This is a genomic window from Pseudomonas sp., from assembly GCF_049301935.1.
Taxonomy (GTDB): Bacteria; Pseudomonadota; Gammaproteobacteria; order Pseudomonadales; family Pseudomonadaceae; genus Aquipseudomonas.
This window is the reverse complement of sequence record NZ_JBAQLP010000053.1, coordinates 1-19963: the sequence shown is the minus strand read 5'-3', so window position 1 is coordinate 19963 and position 19963 is coordinate 1. Positions and strand designations below refer to the sequence as shown.

16 protein-coding genes are annotated in these 19963 nt (G+C 61.3%); 2 read left to right on the top strand and 14 right to left on the bottom strand.

The features are described 5' to 3' along the window. Window position 1 precedes the first annotated feature (1 nt). Together xcpS and gspE are read right to left on the bottom strand one after the other, a co-directional pair. On the bottom strand, window positions 2-1219 hold the full coding sequence (gene xcpS, locus WA145_RS06965; protein ID WP_422580872.1) for a GspF family T2SS innner membrane protein variant XcpS: 1218 nt from the start codon (window positions 1217-1219) through the stop codon (window positions 2-4). Beyond that, a complete protein-coding gene (gene gspE / locus WA145_RS06960) occupies window positions 1219-2715 on the bottom strand; it encodes a type II secretion system ATPase GspE (protein ID WP_422580871.1) in 1497 nt (498 codons plus the stop codon). Before gspE ends, xcpS begins: the two co-directional genes overlap by 1 nt. A 238-nt stretch (window positions 2716-2953) precedes the next feature. Here gspE and WA145_RS06955 point away from each other — a divergent pair, with 238 nt between their 5' ends. Both WA145_RS06955 and gspD read left to right on the top strand, forming a co-directional pair. Then, window positions 2954-3598 (top strand): type II secretion system protein N, encoded by a 645-nt coding sequence (locus WA145_RS06955; protein WP_422580870.1) that lies wholly within the window; start codon window positions 2954-2956, stop codon window positions 3596-3598. Between the two features lie 4 nt (window positions 3599-3602). Further along, on the top strand, window positions 3603-5552 hold the full coding sequence (gspD, locus tag WA145_RS06950) for a type II secretion system secretin GspD (protein WP_422580869.1): 1950 nt from the start codon (window positions 3603-3605) through the stop codon (window positions 5550-5552). A gap of 77 nt (window positions 5553-5629) precedes the next feature. Here gspD and WA145_RS06945 read toward each other — a convergent pair whose 3' ends face one another. The 12 genes from WA145_RS06945 to leuB form a co-directional block, all read right to left on the bottom strand. Continuing rightward, window positions 5630-6841: an O-succinylhomoserine sulfhydrylase gene (locus tag WA145_RS06945; protein WP_422580868.1), complete on the bottom strand. Its 1212-nt coding sequence runs from the start codon at window positions 6839-6841 to the stop codon at window positions 5630-5632. Between the two features lie 44 nt (window positions 6842-6885). Then, window positions 6886-8394 carry an amidophosphoribosyltransferase gene (purF, locus tag WA145_RS06940; protein ID WP_422580957.1) on the bottom strand — a complete coding sequence of 503 codons (1509 nt, stop codon included), beginning with the start codon at window positions 8392-8394 and terminating at the stop codon, window positions 6886-6888. Window positions 8395-8439: 45 nt separating this feature from the next. Beyond that, the gene (locus tag WA145_RS06935; protein WP_422580867.1) at window positions 8440-8994 is read right to left on the bottom strand and encodes a CvpA family protein; all 555 of its coding nucleotides are present in this window, start codon (window positions 8992-8994) and stop codon (window positions 8440-8442) included. A 148-nt stretch (window positions 8995-9142) separates the two neighbouring features. Continuing rightward, a complete protein-coding gene (locus WA145_RS06930) occupies window positions 9143-9757 on the bottom strand; it encodes an SPOR domain-containing protein (RefSeq protein ID WP_422580866.1) in 615 nt (204 codons plus the stop codon). After that, window positions 9741-11048 carry a bifunctional tetrahydrofolate synthase/dihydrofolate synthase gene (folC, locus tag WA145_RS06925; RefSeq protein WP_422580865.1) on the bottom strand — a complete coding sequence of 436 codons (1308 nt, stop codon included), beginning with the start codon at window positions 11046-11048 and terminating at the stop codon, window positions 9741-9743. Before folC ends, WA145_RS06930 begins: the two co-directional genes overlap by 17 nt. Next, entirely contained in the window at window positions 11045-11929 is an 885-nt protein-coding gene (accD, locus tag WA145_RS06920; protein WP_422580864.1) for an acetyl-CoA carboxylase, carboxyltransferase subunit beta, read from the bottom strand. The genes folC and accD overlap by 4 nt, the downstream gene beginning before the upstream one ends. Window positions 11930-12146: 217 nt before the next feature. Beyond that, window positions 12147-12767 carry a phosphoribosylanthranilate isomerase gene (locus WA145_RS06915; RefSeq protein WP_422580863.1) on the bottom strand — a complete coding sequence of 207 codons (621 nt, stop codon included), beginning with the start codon at window positions 12765-12767 and terminating at the stop codon, window positions 12147-12149. Window positions 12768-12818: 51 nt separating this feature from the next. After that, entirely contained in the window at window positions 12819-13685 is an 867-nt protein-coding gene (gene truA / locus WA145_RS06910) for a tRNA pseudouridine(38-40) synthase TruA (RefSeq protein ID WP_269382752.1), read from the bottom strand. Window positions 13686-13688: 3 nt separating this feature from the next. Beyond that, complete coding sequence (locus WA145_RS06905; protein WP_422580862.1) at window positions 13689-16532, bottom strand: FimV/HubP family polar landmark protein; 2844 nt, start codon at window positions 16530-16532, stop codon at window positions 13689-13691. Window positions 16533-16686: 154 nt separating this feature from the next. Then, entirely contained in the window at window positions 16687-17697 is a 1011-nt protein-coding gene (locus tag WA145_RS06900; RefSeq protein ID WP_422580861.1) for an aspartate-semialdehyde dehydrogenase, read from the bottom strand. Window positions 17698-17841: 144 nt separating this feature from the next. Continuing rightward, window positions 17842-18954, bottom strand: coding sequence for an aspartate-semialdehyde dehydrogenase (gene asd / locus WA145_RS06895; protein WP_422580860.1), 1113 nt, complete (start codon window positions 18952-18954; stop codon window positions 17842-17844). A 54-nt stretch (window positions 18955-19008) separates the two neighbouring features. Then, window positions 19009-19963, bottom strand: a 955-nt coding sequence (gene leuB / locus WA145_RS06890; protein WP_422580859.1) for a 3-isopropylmalate dehydrogenase, incomplete at its 5' end; no start/stop codon positions are given.

Below are 19963 nucleotides of genomic sequence, written 5' to 3'. Positions count from 1 at the left end.
CTTACCCCACCAACTGATTGAGAGACAGAATCGGCAGCAGAATGGCCAGTACAATCACCAGCACCACCGCCCCCATAAAGACCAGCATAAAGGGTTCGAACAACCCCACCAGCAATGCCACCTGGGCACCCAAATCGTTTTCCTGATTGCGCGCGGTGCGCGCCAGCATCTGGTCCAGCTCACCCGAGCGTTCGCCGCTGGCGATCATATGCAGCATCATCGGCGGGAACTGGCCGCTGGCTTCCAGCGCGCGGGTCAGGCTGCCGCCCTCGCGCACCTTTTGCGCGGCGATCACCACCTCGGCGCGAATCACCCGATTGGCGATCACCTGCGCGCCTATACCCAGGGCTTCAACCAGCGGCACGCCGCTGCGGGTCAGAATTGCCAGGGTCGAGGCAAAACGCGCGCAGTCGGTGGCACGAATCAAGCGCCCCACCAGCGGGATACGCAGCAAGAAGCCGTGCCAGCGCGCCTTGAGCGCATCATCACGCAGCGCCCAACGCAAAGCGAACACGCCCAGGATGGCGACAATCACCGCCAGCCAGCCCCAGCCCTTGACCCAATCACTCAAGGCAATCAGGCCGCGCGTCAGCGCCGGCAGGGTCTGCCCGGAGTCGACAAACACCCGCACGACATCCGGCACCACATAGCCGAGCAGGAAGCCGACAATCAGCAGGGAGGCGCACATCAGAATCAGCGGATAGAGCAGCGCCAGCTGGATTTTCTGCCGTGACTGCTGACGTTGCTCGGTGTAATCGGCCAACTGTTCCAACACCGGGCCGAGGTGGCCAGCATGCTCGCCCGCCGCCACTGTGGCGCGGTACAGCTCGGGAAAGGCCGAAGGAAACTCTTTCAGGCTGCTGGCCAGGTCATGGCCTTCCAGCACCCGCGCACGCACCGCCAACAACATGCTTTGAATACGCGGCGAACTGGCCTGCGCAGCCGCCGCGCGCAGGGCTTCCTCAATTGGTAAAGCCGCCTGCACCAGGGTCGCCAACTGGCGGGTGATCAGCGCCAGATCACGGGCGGAAATGCCCCGGGCAAAACTGAAGTGCGAACCTGCACCCGCATGCTCACGGGTGCGGGTGGCTTTGACATCCAGCGGCGCCAGTTGCCGCTCGCGCAGAATCTGCCGCACCTGGCGCGCGCTGTCGGCTTCCAGCACGCCTTTCTGCTGGCGGCCCTTGCCGTCGAGGGCGAGGTATTCGAACGCGGCCATTATTCTTCTCGGGTCACGCGCAGCACTTCCTCGACCGTGGTCGCCCCTTCCAGCACCTTGCGCCGGCCATCCTCACGGATGCTCGGGCCGAGGCTGCGGGCATGGCGGGTCATGTCCTGCTCGGAAGCGGCGTTGTGAATCAGCGTACGCAGGTGATCATCGAACACCACCAGCTCATAGATACCGGTACGGCCGCGATAACCCTGCTGATGGCACTCGGCGCAGCCGCGGGCGTGGTACAGAGTCGGCGGCTGGGCGAAGGGTACGCCAAGCAATGTGCATTCGGCTTCGTCGGCCTGGTAGGCCTGTTTGCAATGCGGGCAGAGCACCCGCACCAGGCGCTGAGCCAGCACACCGAGCAAGGACGACGACAGCAGAAACGGCTCGATACCCATGTCCACCAGACGGGTAATCGCGCCGATGGCACTGTTGGTATGCAGGGTCGAGAGCACCAGGTGGCCGGTCAACGAGGCCTGCACGGCGATTTCGGCGGTTTCCTTGTCGCGAATTTCGCCGACCATCACCACGTCCGGGTCCTGGCGCAGAATGGCGCGCAGGCCACGGGCGAAGGTCATATCGACCTTGGAATTGACCTGGGTCTGGCCGATGCCCTCAAGGTGATACTCGATCGGGTCTTCGACGGTAAGGATATTGCGCGTGCGGTCATTCAGGCTGACCAGGCTGGCATACAGCGTGGTGGTCTTGCCCGAGCCGGTAGGCCCGGTGACCAGCAGAATGCCATGGGGCTTGCGCACGGTGGCTTCCATCTGGTCGCGGTCACGTGCGCTCATGCCCAGGTGCTGCAGGTTGAGGCGGCCGGCCTGCTTGTCGAGCAGACGCAACACCACCCGCTCGCCATTGGCCGACGGCAGGGTCGAAACCCGCACATCCACCTCGCGCCCGCCGACCTTCAGGGAAATACGGCCATCCTGCGGGATGCGCTTTTCAGCGATATCCAGCCGCGCCATCACCTTGATCCTTGAGACCAGCAAGGCCGCCAGCTCGCGCTTGGGCTCCAGCACCTCACGCAGAATGCCGTCCACCCGGAAGCGCACGACCAGGCGTTTCTCGAAGGTTTCCAGGTGAATATCCGAGGCGTTTTCCTTGATCGCCTCGCCGAGGATGGCGTTGATCAGGCGGATGATCGGCGCGTCGTCTTCCTGCTCCAGCAGGTCCTCGGTCTCCGGCACCTGCTCGGCCAAAGCGGCCAGATCCAGGCTGCCACCGATGTCCTCGGCCAGCTGCATGGACGCCGAATCATGTTGATAGGCCTTGGCCAGGGCCTGTTCGAAGGCCTCCAGCGACAATGCATGCAGGGACAACTGCGCACCGACAAAACGCTGCGCCTCGGCCAGCGCCACCGGCTCGATACCCGGACGATAGGCCAGCCCCAGCACACCATCTGCTTTCAGCAGAACCACGCCATGACGACGGGCAAAGCTAAAGGGCAATCGCCTTAAGGGCTCTTCTGTAAGCAGCGCATTCATTCGTAACATGCCTTAAGCACAGTAACCCGGGGCAACCCTAAAGGACGCTAAGCGAAGCCTGGGAGGCCGGAGTTCTGTGAATTAATTGTTGTAAGTTGCTCGCAGTAGAGCGAAAACAGCACGCTATCTTTAGCACATTGAGCTGACCGATACACTACCCCAACAGGGGGCTGCCAAATGCCCGGCAAGTGTCTATCATCAGCGCGCGACCCACGCCTCATAATAATAAGTTTCGGAGTGACGCCCCTTGCCCCTTTTGGCTCCCCAACGCTGGCTGCAGCGGCACGCCACCACCTTGGTGGGCATTGTCCTGATCCTGGCCATGAGCGTCAGTCTGGCCTGGCAGAGCGCCGACTGGCTGCGTTTGCTGCGAGCGCCGGTAGTTGCCAGTAACAGCAGCACGGATAAAGCCCCGGTGGTTGCACTCAACCCCGAGATTAGCCAACTGTTCGGCAGCAACAGCGCCGCCAGTGACGGTATCGCCCCCAGCACCAACCTGCGCCTGACCCTGCTCGGCAGCTTCGTGCATGCTGACCCCAAGCGTTCCAGCGCCATTATTCGCAGCGAAGGCAGCACCGCGCAGCGCTACATCATCGACAGCGAAATCAGCAGCGGCGTGCGCCTGCATTCGGTGGCCGCCGACCGCGTCGAATTGCTGCGTAACGGCCGCCGCGAAAGCCTGAGCTTTCCGCTCAACGATTCGGGTGCCGGCAGCCTGCAGAGCAATACCCAGGACGCCATGGCCGACCCGCTTGAGCAGCTCAGCGAGATGGAATCTGATGATCTAAGCCAATTGCGCGAGCGCATGGACGCCCTACGCCAGCAGATGCAGGATTCTGGCACTGTACCCAGCGACGCAGAACCCACCGAACAACCCACGGACAACAACTGACACGATGACCCCGACTCTCTCGCGCCTCACCATCGCCCTGCTGGCCGCCGGCCTGGTTTTTAGTCCGCTACCACTGAGCGCTGCCGTTACTGCCGTCGCACCCAGCGCCAGCCAGCAGGAAGAAAGCTGGACCATCAACCTCAAGGGTGCCGACATACGCGAGTTTATCGACCAGGTGGCGCAGATCAGCGGGCAGACCTTTGTTGTCGACCCACGGGTCAAGGGCCAAGTCAGCGTGGTGTCCAACAGCCCGCTGACACTGACTGAGGTCTATCAGCTGTTTCTCTCGGTAATGGCCACCCATGGTTTCAGCGTAATCACCCAGGGTGATCAGGCGCGCATCGTGCCCAACGCCGAGGCCAAGGCCGATGCGGATGCCGGCCGCAGCGCCCCGGACCGCCTGGAAACCCGATTGATTCAGGTACAACACGGCTCAGCCACCGAGCTGATTCCGCTGATTCGCCCGTTAGTGCCGCAATACGGTCACCTGGCGGCGATCAGCAGCGCCAACGCGATCATCATCAGCGACCGTACGGCCAATATCGAACGCATCGAAGACCTGCTACGCCAGCTCGACCAGAAAGGCCAGAACGACTACAGCGTACTCAACCTGCAGCATGCCTGGGTCATGGATACCGCCGAGGTGCTGCGCAGCGCCGTGGATCGCGGCCAGGCCAAGGGGGCATCCGGCACCCAGGTGATTGCCGATGGCCGCAGCAACCGCCTGATTCTGCTCGGCCCACCCGCCGCGCGGGCCAAACTGATGACCCTGGCGCAATCGCTCGACACCCCCACCAGCCGCTCGGCCAATACCCGGGTGATCCGCCTGCGCCATGGCGATGCCAAGAGCCTGGCGGAAACCCTGGGCGAGATTTCCGAGAAGCTCAAACCGGAAACCAGCGGCGAAACCACCAGCAAGCCGCAGACCGTGCTAATCCGTGCCGACGAGAGCCTCAACGCCCTGGTGCTGCTGGCCGAGCCCGATGTGGTGGCGACCCTGGAAGACATCGTGCGCCAGCTCGACGTACCGCGCGCCCAGGTGATGGTGGAAGCGGCGATTGTCGAAGTGTCCGGCGATATCAGCGACGCCCTGGGCGTGCAGTGGGCCGTGGATGCCCGTGGCAGCACCGGCGGCCTGGGCGGCACCAACTTCAGCGGCACCGGACTGTCGGTCGGGCGCATTCTGCAGGCGATTCAGGACAAAGACAGCGACACCGCCAACACCAACCTGGGCAACCTGCCGGACGGCGCCATTATCGGCCTGGGTACCGACAGTTTCGGTGTGCTGATCACCGCGCTGTCAGCCAACAGCAAGAGCAACCTGCTGTCCACCCCCAGCCTGCTAACCCTGGATCACCAGAAGGCAGAAATCCTGGTCGGGCAGAACGTACCGTTCCAGACAGGTTCCTTCACCACCAGCGCGTCCGGTGCCGACAACCCCTTCACCACCATTGAGCGTCAGGACATCGGCGTGACCCTCAAGGTCACCCCGCATATCAACGAGGGCGCCAGCCTGCGCCTGGAGATCGAGCAGGAAATCTCCTCAATCGCCCCCACCAGCCAGGGCGTCAATGCAGTGGACCTGATCACCAACAAACGCTCGATCAAGAGCACCATCCTCGCCGAAAACGGCCAGGTCATCGTACTCGGCGGGCTGATCCAGGATGACGTGACCCAGGCCGACTCCAAGGTGCCGCTGCTCGGCGATATTCCCCTACTCGGCCGACTGTTCCGCTCGACCAAGGAAACCCGCATCAAGCGCAACCTGATGGTGTTCCTGCGCCCGACTGTGATCCGCGACGCAGCTGGCATGGCGGCATTATCCGGGAAAAAATACAGTGATATCCGTGTACTCGGCGATGTACGCGAGGACTACCGCCCCGGCATCCTGCCGAGCAACCCGGTGCAGCTATTCGACCAGGCCGAGCCTGAGGCTATCGATCTGCGCGAATAACCCAGCAACAATAAAAAGGCCCTGCTTGATAAAAGCAGGGCCTTAGCTGGCAGCGACTGGCAATACGCGCCAGAACCTCAGAGTACGGCCAGCCCTCGGGCCAGGTCCGCCTGCAGATCCGCCAGGTCTTCCAGGCCGACCGCGACGCGGATCAGGTTGTCGCGAATACCGGCGTTGGCCCGTTCGGCTGGGCTCAAACGCCCATGCGAAGTGGTCGCCGGATGGGCGATGGTGGTTTTGGTATCACCCAGGTTAGTGGTGATCGAGATCACCCGCGTGGCATCGATAAAGCGCCAAGCCGCCTGTTTGCCACCCTTGACCTCGAAGCTGACCACCGCACCGAAGGCACTCTGCTGGCGCTTGGCCAACTCATGCTGCGGGTGGCTGGGCAAACCGGCGTAGTACACATGCTCGATACCGGGTTGCTGCTGCAACCACTGCGCCAGTTGCAGCGCGCTGGCGCAATGCGCCTGCATGCGGATGCGCAGGGTTTCCAGGCCTTTAAGGAAGATCCAGGCATTGAACGGGCTGAGGGTCGGCCCGGCGGTGCGCAGAAAGCCCACCACTTCGCTCATCAGCTTGGCTGAGCCGGCGACTACGCCGCCCATGCTGCGGCCCTGACCGTCGATGTATTTAGTCGCCGAATGCATCACCACGTCGGCACCGAGCTTGAGCGGCTGTTGCAACGCTGGGGTGCAGAAGCAGTTGTCCACCGCCAGCAACGCGCCCTTGCTATGAGCAATCTCGGCCAGTGCAGCAATATCCACCAATTCGGCCAACGGGTTGGACGGCGACTCGACAAACAACAGTTTGGTATTGGGCTTGAAGGCAGCGGCCCAGCCGTCGAGATCAGCCAGCGGCACGTAGTCGACCTGCACGCCAAAGCGCTTGAGGTATTTCTCGAACAGGCTGATGGTCGAGCCGAATACGCTGCGCGACACCAGCACATGATCGCCGCCGCTGCACAGGCTCATGACCATGGCCAGAATTGCCGACATGCCAGATGAGGTCGCGACCGCCTGCTCGGCGCCTTCCAGCGCGGCGATGCGTTCCTCGAAGGCGCGCACCGTCGGGTTGGTGTAACGCGAATAGACGTTGCCCGGCACTTCGCCAGCAAAACGCGCGGCGGCATCGGCCGCAGTACGGAATACATAACTGGAGGTCGGGTAGATCGCCTCGCTGTGTTCACCCTCTGGCGAGCGGTGCTGACCGGCGCGCACCGCCAGGGTGTCGAAGCCGACGCCGTCGAGATCGCTGTCCAGACGCCCGGCTTGCCATTCAATCGTCATTGCCAATCCCCTCAACCGGCCCGCGCAGCAGGCCGGACTGCAACCTAGTTGTTGTACAGGTCGATAATCGCGCTGACAGCCTGGGACTTGACCTTCGAGGCATCGTTGCGGGCCTGCTCGATCTTGTCCAGGTAAGCCTCGTCGACATCGCCGGTCACGTACTTGCCGTCAAACACCGCGCAGTCGAAATTGTCGATCTTGACCTTTTTGCTACCACTGACTGCTTCGATCAGATCCGGCAGATCCTGGTAGATCAGCCAGTCGGCGCCGATCAGCTCGCAGACTTCCTCGGTGGTGCGGCCGTGCGCGATCAGCTCATGGGCGCTGGGCATGTCGATGCCGTACACGTTCGGGTAACGCACCGCCGGCGCGGCCGAACAGAAATAGACGTTCTTCGCCCCGGCTTCGCGAGCCATCTGGATGATCTGCTTGCAGGTGGTGCCGCGCACGATGGAGTCGTCCACCAGCATCACGTTCTTGCCGCGGAACTCCAGCTCGATGGCGTTGAGCTTCTGCCGCACGGATTTCTTGCGCGCTGCCTGGCCCGGCATGATAAAGGTGCGGCCGATATAACGGTTCTTGACGAAGCCTTCGCGGAACTTCACACCCAGATGGTTGGCCAGTTCCAGCGCCGCAGTACGGCTGGTATCCGGAATCGGGATGACCACGTCGATATCATGCTGCGGACGTTCGCGGAGGATCTTGTCAGCCAGCTTCTCGCCCATGCGCAGGCGCGCCTTGTACACCGAGATGCCATCCATGATCGAATCCGGGCGCGCCAGATAGACGTGCTCGAAGATGCACGGTGCGTATTTCGGATTCGCCGCGCACTGGCGGGTAAACAGCTTGCCTTCCTCGGTGATGTACACCGCTTCGCCCGGCGCCAGATCGCGAATCAGGGTGAAACCGAGCACGTCCAGCGAGACGCTTTCCGAGGCGATCATATATTCCACGCCTTCGTCGGTATGACGCTGGCCGAAGACAATCGGGCGGATGCCGTTGGGGTCGCGGAAACCGACGATGCCGTAACCGGTAATCATCGCCACCACCGCATAGCCACCCAGGCAGCGCTCGTGCACGTCCGTCACGGCGGCGAACACGTCTTCTTCAGTAGGCTGCAACTTGCCGCGCTGGGCCAGCTCGTGAGCAAACACGTTGAGCAGCACTTCCGAATCGGAATTGGTGTTGACGTGGCGCAGGTCAGACTCGTAGATCTCCTTGGCCAGCTGCTCGACGTTGGTCAGGTTGCCGTTGTGCGCCAGGGTGATGCCATACGGCGAGTTGACGTAGAACGGCTGCGCTTCGGCCGAGCTGGAGCTGCCCGCCGTCGGGTAGCGCACGTGGCCGATGCCCATATGGCCAACCAGCCGCTGCATGTGGCGCTGCTGGAACACGTCACGCACCAGGCCGTTGTCCTTGCGCAGGAACAGGCGGCCATCATGGCTGGTGACAATACCGGCAGCATCCTGGCCGCGGTGCTGGAGGACGGTGAGCCCGTCATACAGCGCCTGATTGACGTTCGATTTACCGACGATACCGACAATGCCGCACATGTGACGCAACCCCTACTCAATGAAACACGATGATTCGCAATGCACTTACGGCAGTTTAGGCTGCTGCAGTGCCTCTTTGAACGGTAACTCCACCGGCGCAGTCACGCCGCTGGCCAGCCACTCACTGGACAGACCCAGAATCAGGTTTTTCGACCAATCAGCAACCATCAGAAAATGCGGCACAAGGGCCGACTGCTGCCACCAGCTGTCTTGCTGCACCGGCGCCAGGCTGATCAGACCGACCAGCACCACCACCAGCAAGCCGCCGCGCGCCGCGCCGAAGACCATGCCGAGAAAACGATCAGTCCCTGACAGCCCGGTCACCCGGATCAACTCACCAATCAGGTAATTGACCAGGGCACCGACCAACAGGGTGACCACAAATAGAATCGCGCAACCTGCAATCACGCGCGCCGAAGGCGTTTCGATAAAATCCACCAGGTGCTGCGACAGGGCGCCGCCGAACATCCAAGCGACCACGCCAGCAATGATCCAGGTAAGCAATGACAGGGCTTCCTTGACGAAGCCTCGGCTCAGACTGATCAGACTTGAAACGGCGACAACGGCGATAATCGCCCAATCGACCCAGGTGAATGCCACGATGCAGGTTACCGACGAGAAAGGCGCTGCATTTTAGCAGAGCACCTGTGCGAGGCGTAAGCAAAGGATTCGCCAACCGCTGAAATGCCCGTCCCGCTTAGCGGCGGGCCAGTCAGCTCGGCTTGGCGAGGCACGCCAAGCCGCTTGCTCAGCCGGCTTCGGGCTGAAAACGTACCACGAAGCCATTGAGCTTGTGCTGGCGATTGAGCTGATCACGCAGACGATCCGCCTCGGCACGCTCAATCAGCGGCCCGACAAACACCCGATTCATGCCATCGACGCTGCGGATATAGGCGTTGTAGCCCTGGCTGCGCAGGGTTTTCTGCAACTTCTGCGCGCCCTCGCTGCTGGACAGACTGGCCAACTGCACCGACCAACTGATTGGCAGACTATTGGCATCCAGCTTACTCGGCGCAGGCTGAGGCGGCGTTAGCACAGGTTCAGGCATGGCCGCTGGTGTCGCTGGAGTGATTGGCGCGGTCGGCAGCTCACTGACAACCGGCTCGCTGGGCTCCAGGCTTTGCGCAGCGCCGGCGTCGGCGTCGATAGACTCATCGGGCAATAACTGCGGCTCAGGCACGACCACCGGCTGCAATTCGACCTCAGGGGCCTCGGGAGCCGCCGGAATTGCCGGTGCATCGACCTGAACCCGCTGCGACTCATCTTCACGCGACAGCAGCATCGGCAGGAAAATCACTGCCAGCGCCAGCAATACCAGCGCACCGACCATGCGCTGCTTCAATCCCTTATCCAGCAAAGCCATCCTGCACGCCCCCATTGGCTTGGCGGGCCAGCCAATCCAGGGCCTCGGCCACGCAGTAGAAAGATCCAAACAGCAGCACTTCATCGCCAGCCGAAGCCTGCTCACACTGAGCCTCCAGCGCTGCCTGCACACTGGCATAAGCCGCCACTCGCGCCCCGCTGTTATGCAGATGCGCCTGCAACTCGGCGGCAGCACGGGTGCGACTGGTCGGCAAAGCCGCCACCGCCCAACTGTGCACTTCGCTTAATAACGGCGCCACTACACCAGGCAGATCCTTATCAGCCAGCAAACCGAACACGGCCAGGCGCTTACCTGATAGCGAACGACGGGCCAAACGCTGAGCAAGGTACTCGGCTGCATGGGGATTATGCCCAACATCGAGCAGCAGCGTGAGTGACTTGCCCTGCCAATTAAGCATTCTGCGATCCAGTCGCCCGGTCACCCGCGTTTGCTGCAGTGCCTGGCTGATCACCTCTGGCTGCCAGGGCAATTGCATCACCGCATAGGCCTGCAGAGCCAGCGCAGCGTTTTCCATGGGCAGATCGAGCAACGGCAAATGCGCCAGACTCAGCACTTCGCCCTGATGGTTGAGGCCGTACCAGGACCAATCCTGCGCCGTGATGCTCAGGTCATAGTCACGGCCACGCAGGAAGAAAGGAGCATCGAGCAGCGCCACCTGATCAAGCAAGGGCTGCGGCGGCTCAAGATCGCCGCACAGGGCAGGCTTGCCGGCGCGGAAGATGCCGGCCTTCTCGAAGGCGACTGACTCACGGGTATCACCCAGCCACTCGGCGTGATCGATACCGATACTGGTGACTAGGGCAATGTCGGCGTCCAGCAGATTGACCGCATCCAGCCGACCGCCGAGGCCGACTTCCAGCACCAGCGCATCCAAACCGGCCTGCTGGAATAACCAGAATGCGGCCAGGGTGCCCATTTCGAAGTAGGTTAACGAGGTGTCACCACGCGCGGCCTCAACCACGGCGAAGGCTTCGCAGAGCATGGCATCAGTGGCTTCAACGCCCGCGATCTGCACCCGCTCGTTGTAACGCAACAGGTGCGGCGAGCTGTAAACACCGACCTTGAGACCCTGCGCTTGCAACAGCGAGGCAATAAAGGCGCAGGTCGAACCCTTGCCATTGGTGCCAGTGACGGTAATCACCCGCGGCGCCAGCTTGGCCAGACCAAGGCGCTGCAGCACTACCCGGGAACGCTCCAGCCCCATATCAATGGCGCTGGGATGTAGCTGCTCCAGATAGCTCAGCCAGTCGGCGAGGGAGCGCTCGGTCATGCAGTCGCCGGCAAGGCTACAGGCGACGGCAACCCCATCAGCTGAGCCAACAGACGCGCCAGGCGCGGACGCAGTTCAGCGCGGTGAATGATCATGTCGATGGCGCCGTGCTCCAGCAGGAATTCGCTGCGCTGGAAGCCTTCCGGCAGTTTCTCGCGCACGGTCTGCTCGATCACCCGCGGGCCGGCAAAGCCGATCAGCGCCCGGGGCTCCGCAACAATCACATCACCGAGCATGGCCAGGCTGGCCGACACGCCGCCGTACACCGGGTCGGTCAGCACGGAAATAAACGGAATACCTTCTTCACGCAGACGCGCCAGCACAGCCGACGTCTTGGCCATCTGCATCAGCGAGATCAGCGCTTCCTGCATACGTGCGCCGCCGGATGCGGAGAAGCACACCAGTGGGCAGCGCTGTTCCAAGGCGGCATTGGCGGCGCGAACAAAGCGCTCACCCACGATGGCGCCCATCGAGCCGCCCATAAAGGAGAACTCAAAGGCACAGGTCACAATCGGCATGCCTTCCAGGGTGCCACGAATGGCCACCAGGGCATCTTTCTCACCGGTCTGCTTTTGCGCGCCAGCAAGGCGGTCCTTGTATTTCTTGCTATCACGAAACTTCAGGCGATCAACCGGCTCAAGGTCGGCACCCAGCTCTACACGCCCTTCGGCATCGAGGAAGATATCCAGGCGCGCGCGGGCGTCGATACGCATGTGGTGATTGCACTTGGGGCAAACATCCAGGGTCTTTTCCAGCTCAGGCTTGTACAGCACCGAATCACAGGACGGGCACTTGTGCCACAGGCCTTCGGGCACCGAACTCTTTTTGACCTCAGAACGCATGATCGATGGGATCAGTTTGTCTACCAACCAGTTGCTCATGCTCTTGACTCTCCAAAGCTGTTAACCGGACGGGCTGCGCTGTATGCGACCAGGCCTAACCGGGAAAATTCATGGGTACAGTCGTTTCAGGGGCCGGTGCACCGCCATCAGCATTGACGCACCCGCCGCCCGAACGACCGCCTGCAGCGTTTATCCAACCTGCAACAGGGTTATGGACGGCCAAGCCAGCAGCGCCGTCACATCCCCCCTGCACACCTCAAGCAGCCTTTACTGCCTGCATAAAAGCGCGAATCTTCTCAGCATCCTTGATGCCCTTGGCCTTTTCGACGCCACCACTGACATCCACGGCATAGGGACGCACCTGAGCAATGGCCTGCGCAACGTTCTCAGCCGTCAGGCCACCCGCCAGAACAACCGGCTTACTCAAACCTTCAGGCACCAGCGACCAATCGAACGCCTCACCCGTGCCACCCGGAATACCTGGGACATAGGTGTCCAGCAGCACACCGTTGGCATTTTTGTAAAGCGCCACCTGCGCGGCAATGTCATCACCTGGCTTGACCCGCAGTGCCTTGATATAGGGACGGTGGTAGCCATCACAGTCGTCCGGGCTTTCATCGCCATGGAACTGCAGCAGATCCAGCGGCAGTGCATCGAGAATTTCACCCAGTTCGCAGCGGCTGGCATCGACAAACAGGCCCACCGTGGTCACAAAAGGCGGCAAGGCAGCAATGATCGAGCGCGCCTGCTGCAGCGTCACGGCGCGCGGACTCTTGGCATAAAACACCAGGCCAATCGCATCCGCGCCTGCCTCGACAGCCGACAATGCATCCTCTATGCGGGTAATGCCACAAATCTTGCTGCGAACGGCTGACAACAGGATGACCTCGATAAATTCAATGAAAGCCGGATGCTAACAAATAGCCTTTCAGGCGTCAGCCGCCACATCGGGCAGGCCGGAAAGAAAGTGCGGCCCCAAATAGCGCTTGGGCAAGTCGAACTCCTCGGGGTAATCGACCTGCACCAGGTACAACCCGTAAGGGTGCGCAGTCACTCCGCCGGTACGCCGCACGCGGGTTTCCAGCACTTCCTGGGCCCACTCAACCGGCCGCTCGCCCGCGCCAATGGTCATCAGCACCCCGGCGATATTGCGCACCATATGGTGCAAGAAGGCATTGGCGCGGATATCCAGCACGATAAACCGCCCATGTTGCAGCAACTCCAGGTGATGCACGGTCTTGATCGGCGACTTGGCCTGGCACTGGCGCGCGCGGAAGGCACTGAAATCATGGGTGCCGATAAATGCACGAGACGCCTGACGCATGCGTTCGACATCCAGCGGTCGATGGTTCCAGGTCACTTCTTCGGCCATATGTGCCGGACGAATCTGATCGTTGTAGATCACATAGCGGTAGCGCCGCGCCTGAGCGCAAAAACGCGCATCAAAGTGCGCCGGCATCGACTTGGCCCAGGTCACGCTGATATCACCGGGCAAGTTCATATTCGCCCCCATCACCCAGGCATGCATGGAACGCTCGACCGGCGTATTGAAATGCACCACCTGGGCGCTGGCATGCACCAGCGCATCGGTACGCCCGGCGCAGCTCAAGGTCACGGGAACACCACCGGCGACTTTCGCCAGGGCTTTTTCCAGCGACTCCTGAATGGAAGGCACACCGGCACGCTGGCGCTGAAAGCCGCGATAGCGCGAACCTTTGTACTCGACACCCAGGGCTATCTTGAAAACGCCAACGGCAGCCGAATCGGCTGCCGTTGTAGTAAGACCATCAGACATGTATCAAACCAATTTAGCGATCAGCTCACGCGCTTCATTTTGCTGACCTTCATTACCTTCGGTGATGACTTCATCGAGGATATCGCGAGCACCTTCGGTATCACCCATGTCGATGTAGGCGCGAGCCAGATCGAGCTTGGTGGCCGTCTCGTCGGTACCCGAAAGGAAGTCGAAGTCATCGTCATTATCCATATTGGACGAGGCGACACTGGCCGGCGCATCCAATTCACCCGGCTGATCCAGGCCATCAGACAGCAGGTCCAGCTCAGCGCTGACTTCATCCAGTTGAGCAGCAAAGCTGTCGCTGGATGGCTGCGCAGGCGCCTCATCACTGAGCGACAGATCGAAATCAGCCGACAGATCAAAGTCACCGCCCGCCTGCTCATCCGGCAGGTCAAAAGCTGACTCAGCCACAGCTGGCGCTGCACTTGGCTCGTCATCCAGGCTCAGCAGGAAATCATCTTCGGCGGCTGCCGCAGGCTTGGCCGGAGTATCCAGATCCAGGCTGAAATCGGCCAGGTCGCCGCTCAGTTCCAGACCGCTATCGCCGCTATCAGCCAGGCTCAGGTCAAAATCCAGGTCGTCGTCTTTGTTATCGGCTTGTTCAACCGGTGAGGTGAAATCCAGGTCGCTATCCAGCGACAGGCTGTCCAGATCATCCAGCGAAGCACTGTTACCGGCAGCCTGCAGATCACGATCCAGCTCGGACTCTAGATCATCCAGGCTCAGATCGAATGCATCGTCCTGATCGCCAGTGGCGGCTTGCGGGCTCGGCTCATCCAGCGCCAGATCGTCCAGGCTGAAGCTGTCCAGACTTTCCTCAGCGGCTACCGCCGCAGTAAAGCCAGCACCGGCCGCAACAGCCATGGCCGGGTAACGGGCGTTGATCTGATCAAGCTCAGCGGCACTGCCACCGATCTCACGCAATTCATTGTCCTGTCGGGCGAAACCATTGCGGTCACCCATCTCGGCATAGACTTCCATCAATTTCAGGCGCAGATCACTGCGCTGCGGCTCATCATTGATCGCGGTTTGCAGCAGTTCGGCAGCCTGAGGGAAGCGACCATAGGCGATGTAGATATCCGCCTCACCCATTGCATCACCGGTTTGCGCGGTCACGCGCTCTTCGTTCGGCAAATCGGTTTGCTGACCATCCAGGTCATCAGCCACACCGGCAAAGCTGTCATCCGGCAGATCCAGGCCAGCGCCCAGATCGGACGAGCCGTCATCAGCGGCCAGACTTTCCTGTAATTCGGCTTCTTTCAGTGCATTGCGGCGCGACAGCATCATCAGCGCCACCAGCAATACCAGCAACGCACCACCGCCTGCGGCGCCCAGCAACATTGGGTTGGCCAACAGATCGTCAATGGCACTGCTCTCAGGCTGTGGCTCGGCCACTACCGGCGCTTTGGCAACTGGGGCAACCGGCGCTACCGGAGCGGGTGCGGGTGCGGGTGCAGCAATCGGGGCTGGCTCAGGCACCGCCACGGGTGCAACGGCTTCTGGCTGGGCGGCAGGTTCTTCGCTGTAATTAAAATCCGTCTCGCCAGTTGCGGCAGGTACTACCGGCGTCGCAGCAGCAGGGGCTTGTGGCGCGGCCACAGGAGCAGGCTCAACCGGAGCAACCGGGGCGGCAGCTACCGGGGCTGCTGGGGCGGCAGGGGCAACAGCTGGAGCCTGACCTTGCGCTGCAAGATCAGCCTGCAGCTTGGCCATCTGGTCGTCTTTCAACTGAATCAAGCGCTGCAGCTTATCGAGCTGGCTCTGCAGATCCGTCATACGGCCTTTCAACTCATCGTTTTCACGACGGCTGGAGTCCAGGCTTTCCTGGGTCACGGCCAACTTGTCCGTCAGTGCCTTGCTGTCAGCTGCACCCTTGTCGCTGCCGGCAGTGGCTTTACCACTGTCAGCGGCAACCAGTTTCAGGCTATCACCGGTTTCAACCTTGGCTGGCGTTGCTGCGGCGCTGGTGCGCTTGGTGGCATCCAGCTGACGAGCGCTGGCGGCGACACTGCGGCCTTCACGCCAGGCGGCATTCTGTTCGGCAACCTGGGCCAGAGCTTCGCCCTGAGCACGGCTCTTGACCTGCTGTTCATCAGGCAGACGCAGTACCTGACCGTTTTTCAGACGGTTGATGTTGCCGCCGATAAAGGCATCCGGGTTCAGGTCCTGAATCGCCAGCATGGCCTGATGCACGCTACCGCCGGCACGCGCACGCTGGGCAATTTCCCAGAGGGTGTCGTTGGCCGTGGTTTTGTATTCATTGCCTTCCAGTGGCCTGGCCGCGGGAGCGGTGGGTGCTGCTGGCGCCACCGGAGCTGCTGGCTGAGCCGCAGCAGTCACTGGGCGCGGCGCTGGGGCTGGGGCTGGGGCTTGTACGCGTGGCGCAGGAGTCGGTGCAGCCACAGGCATCTGCGCTGCAGCAGGAATAACGCTCTGCGGGGTATACAGCGGCGGATCAAGCAACAGGGTGTATTCACGCAGCAAACGGCCATTCGGCCAGAGCACTTCAACCAGGAAGTTCAGGTAAGGCTCACGCATGGGTTTGCTGGAGGTCACCCGAATGACGCTTTTGCCATTGGGTTTAAGTACCGGGGTGAATTTCAGGTCAGTCAGGAAGTACTGACGATCAACGCCGGCCTTATTGAATGCTTCCGGGGACGCCAGGGTCGGTATAACTTCATTGGAAGCCAGGTCACGCACCTCCAGCAACTCAATCTCAGCCACCAGCGGCTGATTGAGCGCCGATTGCAGGGTCACCTCACCCAGCCCCAGCGCGTGCGCCATACCGGATGACAGCGCCGAAGCAGCTGCAATTGCCAGCACCAGTTTGCGAACCCGAACCATAGCGTTATCCCTTGTTTTATCTTTTTTTCTCGACCAGCGAGAGGATCTTGGAAATTGCTGCCTGCTCCACCCGAAGGCGTAACCCCACTCAGCAATCAACTCAGCCAGTATTGCCAAGCTCGAAAGATTCTTCAAATTTCTAGGTAAGTATCTTTTACAGATAGTGTTTTATCAACAACTCGGCTAATTGCACAGCATTTAGCGCCGCGCCTTTTCTCACGTTATCAGACGTAATCCACAAATTAAGTTCGGCTGGATCACTTAAACCGGCGCGCACGCGGCCAACATAGACCACATCCTGGCCGACAGCGTCGCCGACTGCGGTTGGATAATCATCCAATTCCACCAGCTCCAGAGCCGGCGCGGCGTCCAGCGCGGCATACACCTGTTTCAGGTCGATGGCCGCTGCGGTTTGCAGCGAAACACTCAGGCTGTCGCCAAAGAACACCGGAACCTGAATACAGCTCACCGCCACCTGCAACTCAGGCAAACCCAGTAACTCCTTGAGTTCAGCGGCAATCTGCCGTTCCAGCGCAGCATGCCCTGCACTATCAGTCTGCTCAACTTGCGCCAGCAGATTAAAGGCCATTTGCCGATCAAACAGCTGCGGCTCGAACGCACGGCCATTGAGCAGCTCGGCGGTCTGCCGCGCCAATTCTGAAACCCCTTCCCGCCCGCGACTGGACACGGCCAAGCAGGCCGTCACGCTCACCCGGCGAATACTGACCTGTTCAGGCAACGCCGCCAGTACCGCAGCCAGGGCAATACCGGGGGCACTTGGGCTGGTCATCAGATAGGGCGTCGCCAGGCCTGCCAATACGCCAGGATTGACCTCGGGGATCACCCGTGGCGCCTGCGCGGCAGGCAAACCGCTGGCCAGATCAATCACCGCGCAGCCGGCTGCAGCGGCTTGCGCCGCATATTTCTGGGTCACCTTGCTGCCGGCAGCCAAGAACACCAGCCGCACGCTGGCAAAATCGAAGGTCTGTAGATCCCGTACGCGCAGGTTCTTGCCTTTGTAGGACAACGAGCGCCCGGCCGACTCATCGCTGGCCACCACATGCAAATTAGCCACCGGGAACTTACGCTCCTCCAGCAGCTGCACCAGGGTTTCGCCGACGCTGCCGGTGGCGCCAATGACGGCAATATCGAAGGTACGGGTCATGACAAGGCTCGAAGAAATAAGCCCTGTACTGTATAGCTGCACCCGCCAAATGCAAAGGAGCGGACTGCTGAGTGCTCGATTTGACTCGAACACCCAACAGCCCGCCCCTCTTAGACAGCCTGTTTGCGTATCAGCGCAGCGCGATCAACGCTCCAGCAGGATACGCAGCATGCGCCGCAGCGGCTCGGCCGCACCCCACAACAGCTGATCACCGACGGTGAACGCGCCGAGGTACTGCGAGCCCATATTGAGCTTGCGCAGGCGACCGACCGGCACGCTCAGGGTGCCCGTTACAGCAGTCGGGCCCAGCTCGCGGATGCTCGCTTCGCGCTGGTTCGGCACCAGCTTGACCCAGGGGTTATGCTGACTGATCAGGCCTTCGATGTCGGCCAGCGGCACATCCTTGTTCAGCTTGATGGTCAGCGCCTGGCTGTGGCAGCGCATGGCGCCGATGCGCACGCACAGGCCGTCGACCGGGATCGGGTTCTTGAAACGGCCAAGAATCTTGTTGGTTTCCGCCTGGCCTTTCCACTCTTCACGGCTCTGGCCGTTGGGCAGTTCCTTGTCGATATAGGGGATCAGGCTGCCAGCCAGCGGCACGCCGAAGTTGTCGACTGGGAAAGACTCGCCGCGCATGGCCTCGGCCACCTTGCGATCAATATCGAGGATGGCGCTGGCGGGGTCGGCCAGCTCATCGGCCACCGAAGCGTTGATCGCGCCCATCTGCTTGATCAGCTCGCGCATATTCTGTGCGCCAGCGCCGGAAGCTGCCTGATAGGTCATGGCGCTCATCCACTCGACCAGACCGGCTTCGTACAGGCCGCCCAGGGCCATCAGCATCAGGCTGACGGTGCAGTTGCCGCCGATATAGTTCTTGGTGCCGGCATCCAGCTGCTGGTCGATCACCTTGCGGTTAACCGGGTCGAGCACGATGACCGAGCTGTCGTCCATGCGCAGCGATGAGGCGGCGTCGATCCAGTAACCCTGCCAGCCAGCTTCGCGCAGCTTGGGGAAGACTTCGCTGGTGTAGTCGCCGCCCTGGCAGGTCAGAATCACGTCGAGACTTTTCAGCTCGTCAATGCTGTAGGCGTCCTTCAAAGGCGCCGTTTCCTTGCCAATCGCCGGGCCCTGGCCGCCGACATTGGAGGTGGTGAAGAACACCGGCTCGATCAAGTCGAAATCCTGCTCTTCCAGCATGCGTTGCATCAGCACGGAGCCGACCATGCCGCGCCAACCGATCAGACCTACACGTTTCATAACCACTACACCTTTATAAACAGTCCACCGGACAACTCCGGCGGGCCAGGAAGATTACAGACTACGCAGCGCTTCGACTACCGCATCACCCATTGCTGCGGTGCCGACCTTGGTCGTACCGGCGCTATAGATGTCGCCAGTCCGCAGGCCTTGATCGAGCACCTTGCTTACGGCCAGCTCGATGGCATCGGCAGCAGCCGTAAGGTTGAAGCTGTAACGCAGCATCATCGACACCGAGAGAATGGTCGCCAACGGGTTGGCAATGCCAAGACCTGCGATATCCGGCGCGCTGCCGTGGCACGGCTCGTACATGCCCTTGTTGTTGGCATCCAGAGACGCCGACGGCAGCATGCCGATGGAACCGGTGAGCATCGAGGCTTCATCCGAGAGGATGTCGCCGAACATATTGTCGGTAACCATCACGTCGAACTGCTTCGGCGCACGCACCAGCTGCATGGCGGCGTTGTCGACATACATGTGGCTCAGTTCGACATCAGGATAATCCTTGGCCACTTCAATCACCACGGCGCGCCAGAGCTGGCTGGAGGCCAGCACGTTGGCCTTGTCCACCGAGCAGAGCTTCTTGCCGCGCACACTGGCCATGTCAAAGCCGACGCGGGCGATACGACGGATTTCGCTCTCACTGTACGGCAGGGTGTCGTAGGCCATGCGCTCGCCGTTTTCCAGCACCTTGCTCTCGCGCGGCTGACCGAAATAGATGCCGCCGGTCAGCTCACGCACGATCAGGATATCCAGACCGGCAACGATTTCACGCTTGAGGCTGGAGGCATCGGCCAGTTGCGGATAGAGAATCGCCGGACGCAGGTTACCGAACAGGCCCAGCTGCGAACGAATCTTCAACAGGCCACGCTCCGGGCGGATGGCCGGATCAATGGTGTCCCACTTCGGCCCGCCAACAGCACCCAACAGAATGGCATCGGCCGCCTTGGCGCGCGCCAGGGTTTCATCGGCCAGCGGCACGCCGTAACGGTCGATGGCTGCGCCACCG

Excerpts from the sequence above, each read along its gene's own strand:
- xcpS (WP_422580872.1), bottom strand. The coding sequence starts at position 1,219 with ATGGCCGCGTTCGAATACCTCGCCCTCGACGGCAAGGGCCGCCAGCAG.
- gspE (WP_422580871.1), bottom strand. The coding sequence starts at position 2,715 with ATGTTACGAATGAATGCGCTGCTTACAGAAGAGCCCTTAAGGCGATTG.
- gspD (WP_422580869.1), top strand. The coding sequence starts at position 3,603 with ATGACCCCGACTCTCTCGCGCCTCACCATCGCCCTGCTGGCCGCCGGC.
- WA145_RS06945 (WP_422580868.1), bottom strand. The coding sequence starts at position 6,841 with ATGACGATTGAATGGCAAGCCGGGCGTCTGGACAGCGATCTCGACGGC.
- purF (WP_422580957.1), bottom strand. The coding sequence starts at position 8,394 with ATGTGCGGCATTGTCGGTATCGTCGGTAAATCGAACGTCAATCAGGCG.
- WA145_RS06930 (WP_422580866.1), bottom strand. The coding sequence starts at position 9,757 with ATGGCTTTGCTGGATAAGGGATTGAAGCAGCGCATGGTCGGTGCGCTG.
- folC (WP_422580865.1), bottom strand. The coding sequence starts at position 11,048 with ATGACCGAGCGCTCCCTCGCCGACTGGCTGAGCTATCTGGAGCAGCTA.
- accD (WP_422580864.1), bottom strand. The coding sequence starts at position 11,929 with ATGAGCAACTGGTTGGTAGACAAACTGATCCCATCGATCATGCGTTCT.
- truA (WP_269382752.1), bottom strand. The coding sequence starts at position 13,685 with ATGTCTGATGGTCTTACTACAACGGCAGCCGATTCGGCTGCCGTTGGC.
- WA145_RS06905 (WP_422580862.1), bottom strand. The coding sequence starts at position 16,532 with ATGGTTCGGGTTCGCAAACTGGTGCTGGCAATTGCAGCTGCTTCGGCG.
- WA145_RS06900 (WP_422580861.1), bottom strand. The coding sequence starts at position 17,697 with ATGACCCGTACCTTCGATATTGCCGTCATTGGCGCCACCGGCAGCGTC.
- asd (WP_422580860.1), bottom strand. The coding sequence starts at position 18,954 with ATGAAACGTGTAGGTCTGATCGGTTGGCGCGGCATGGTCGGCTCCGTG.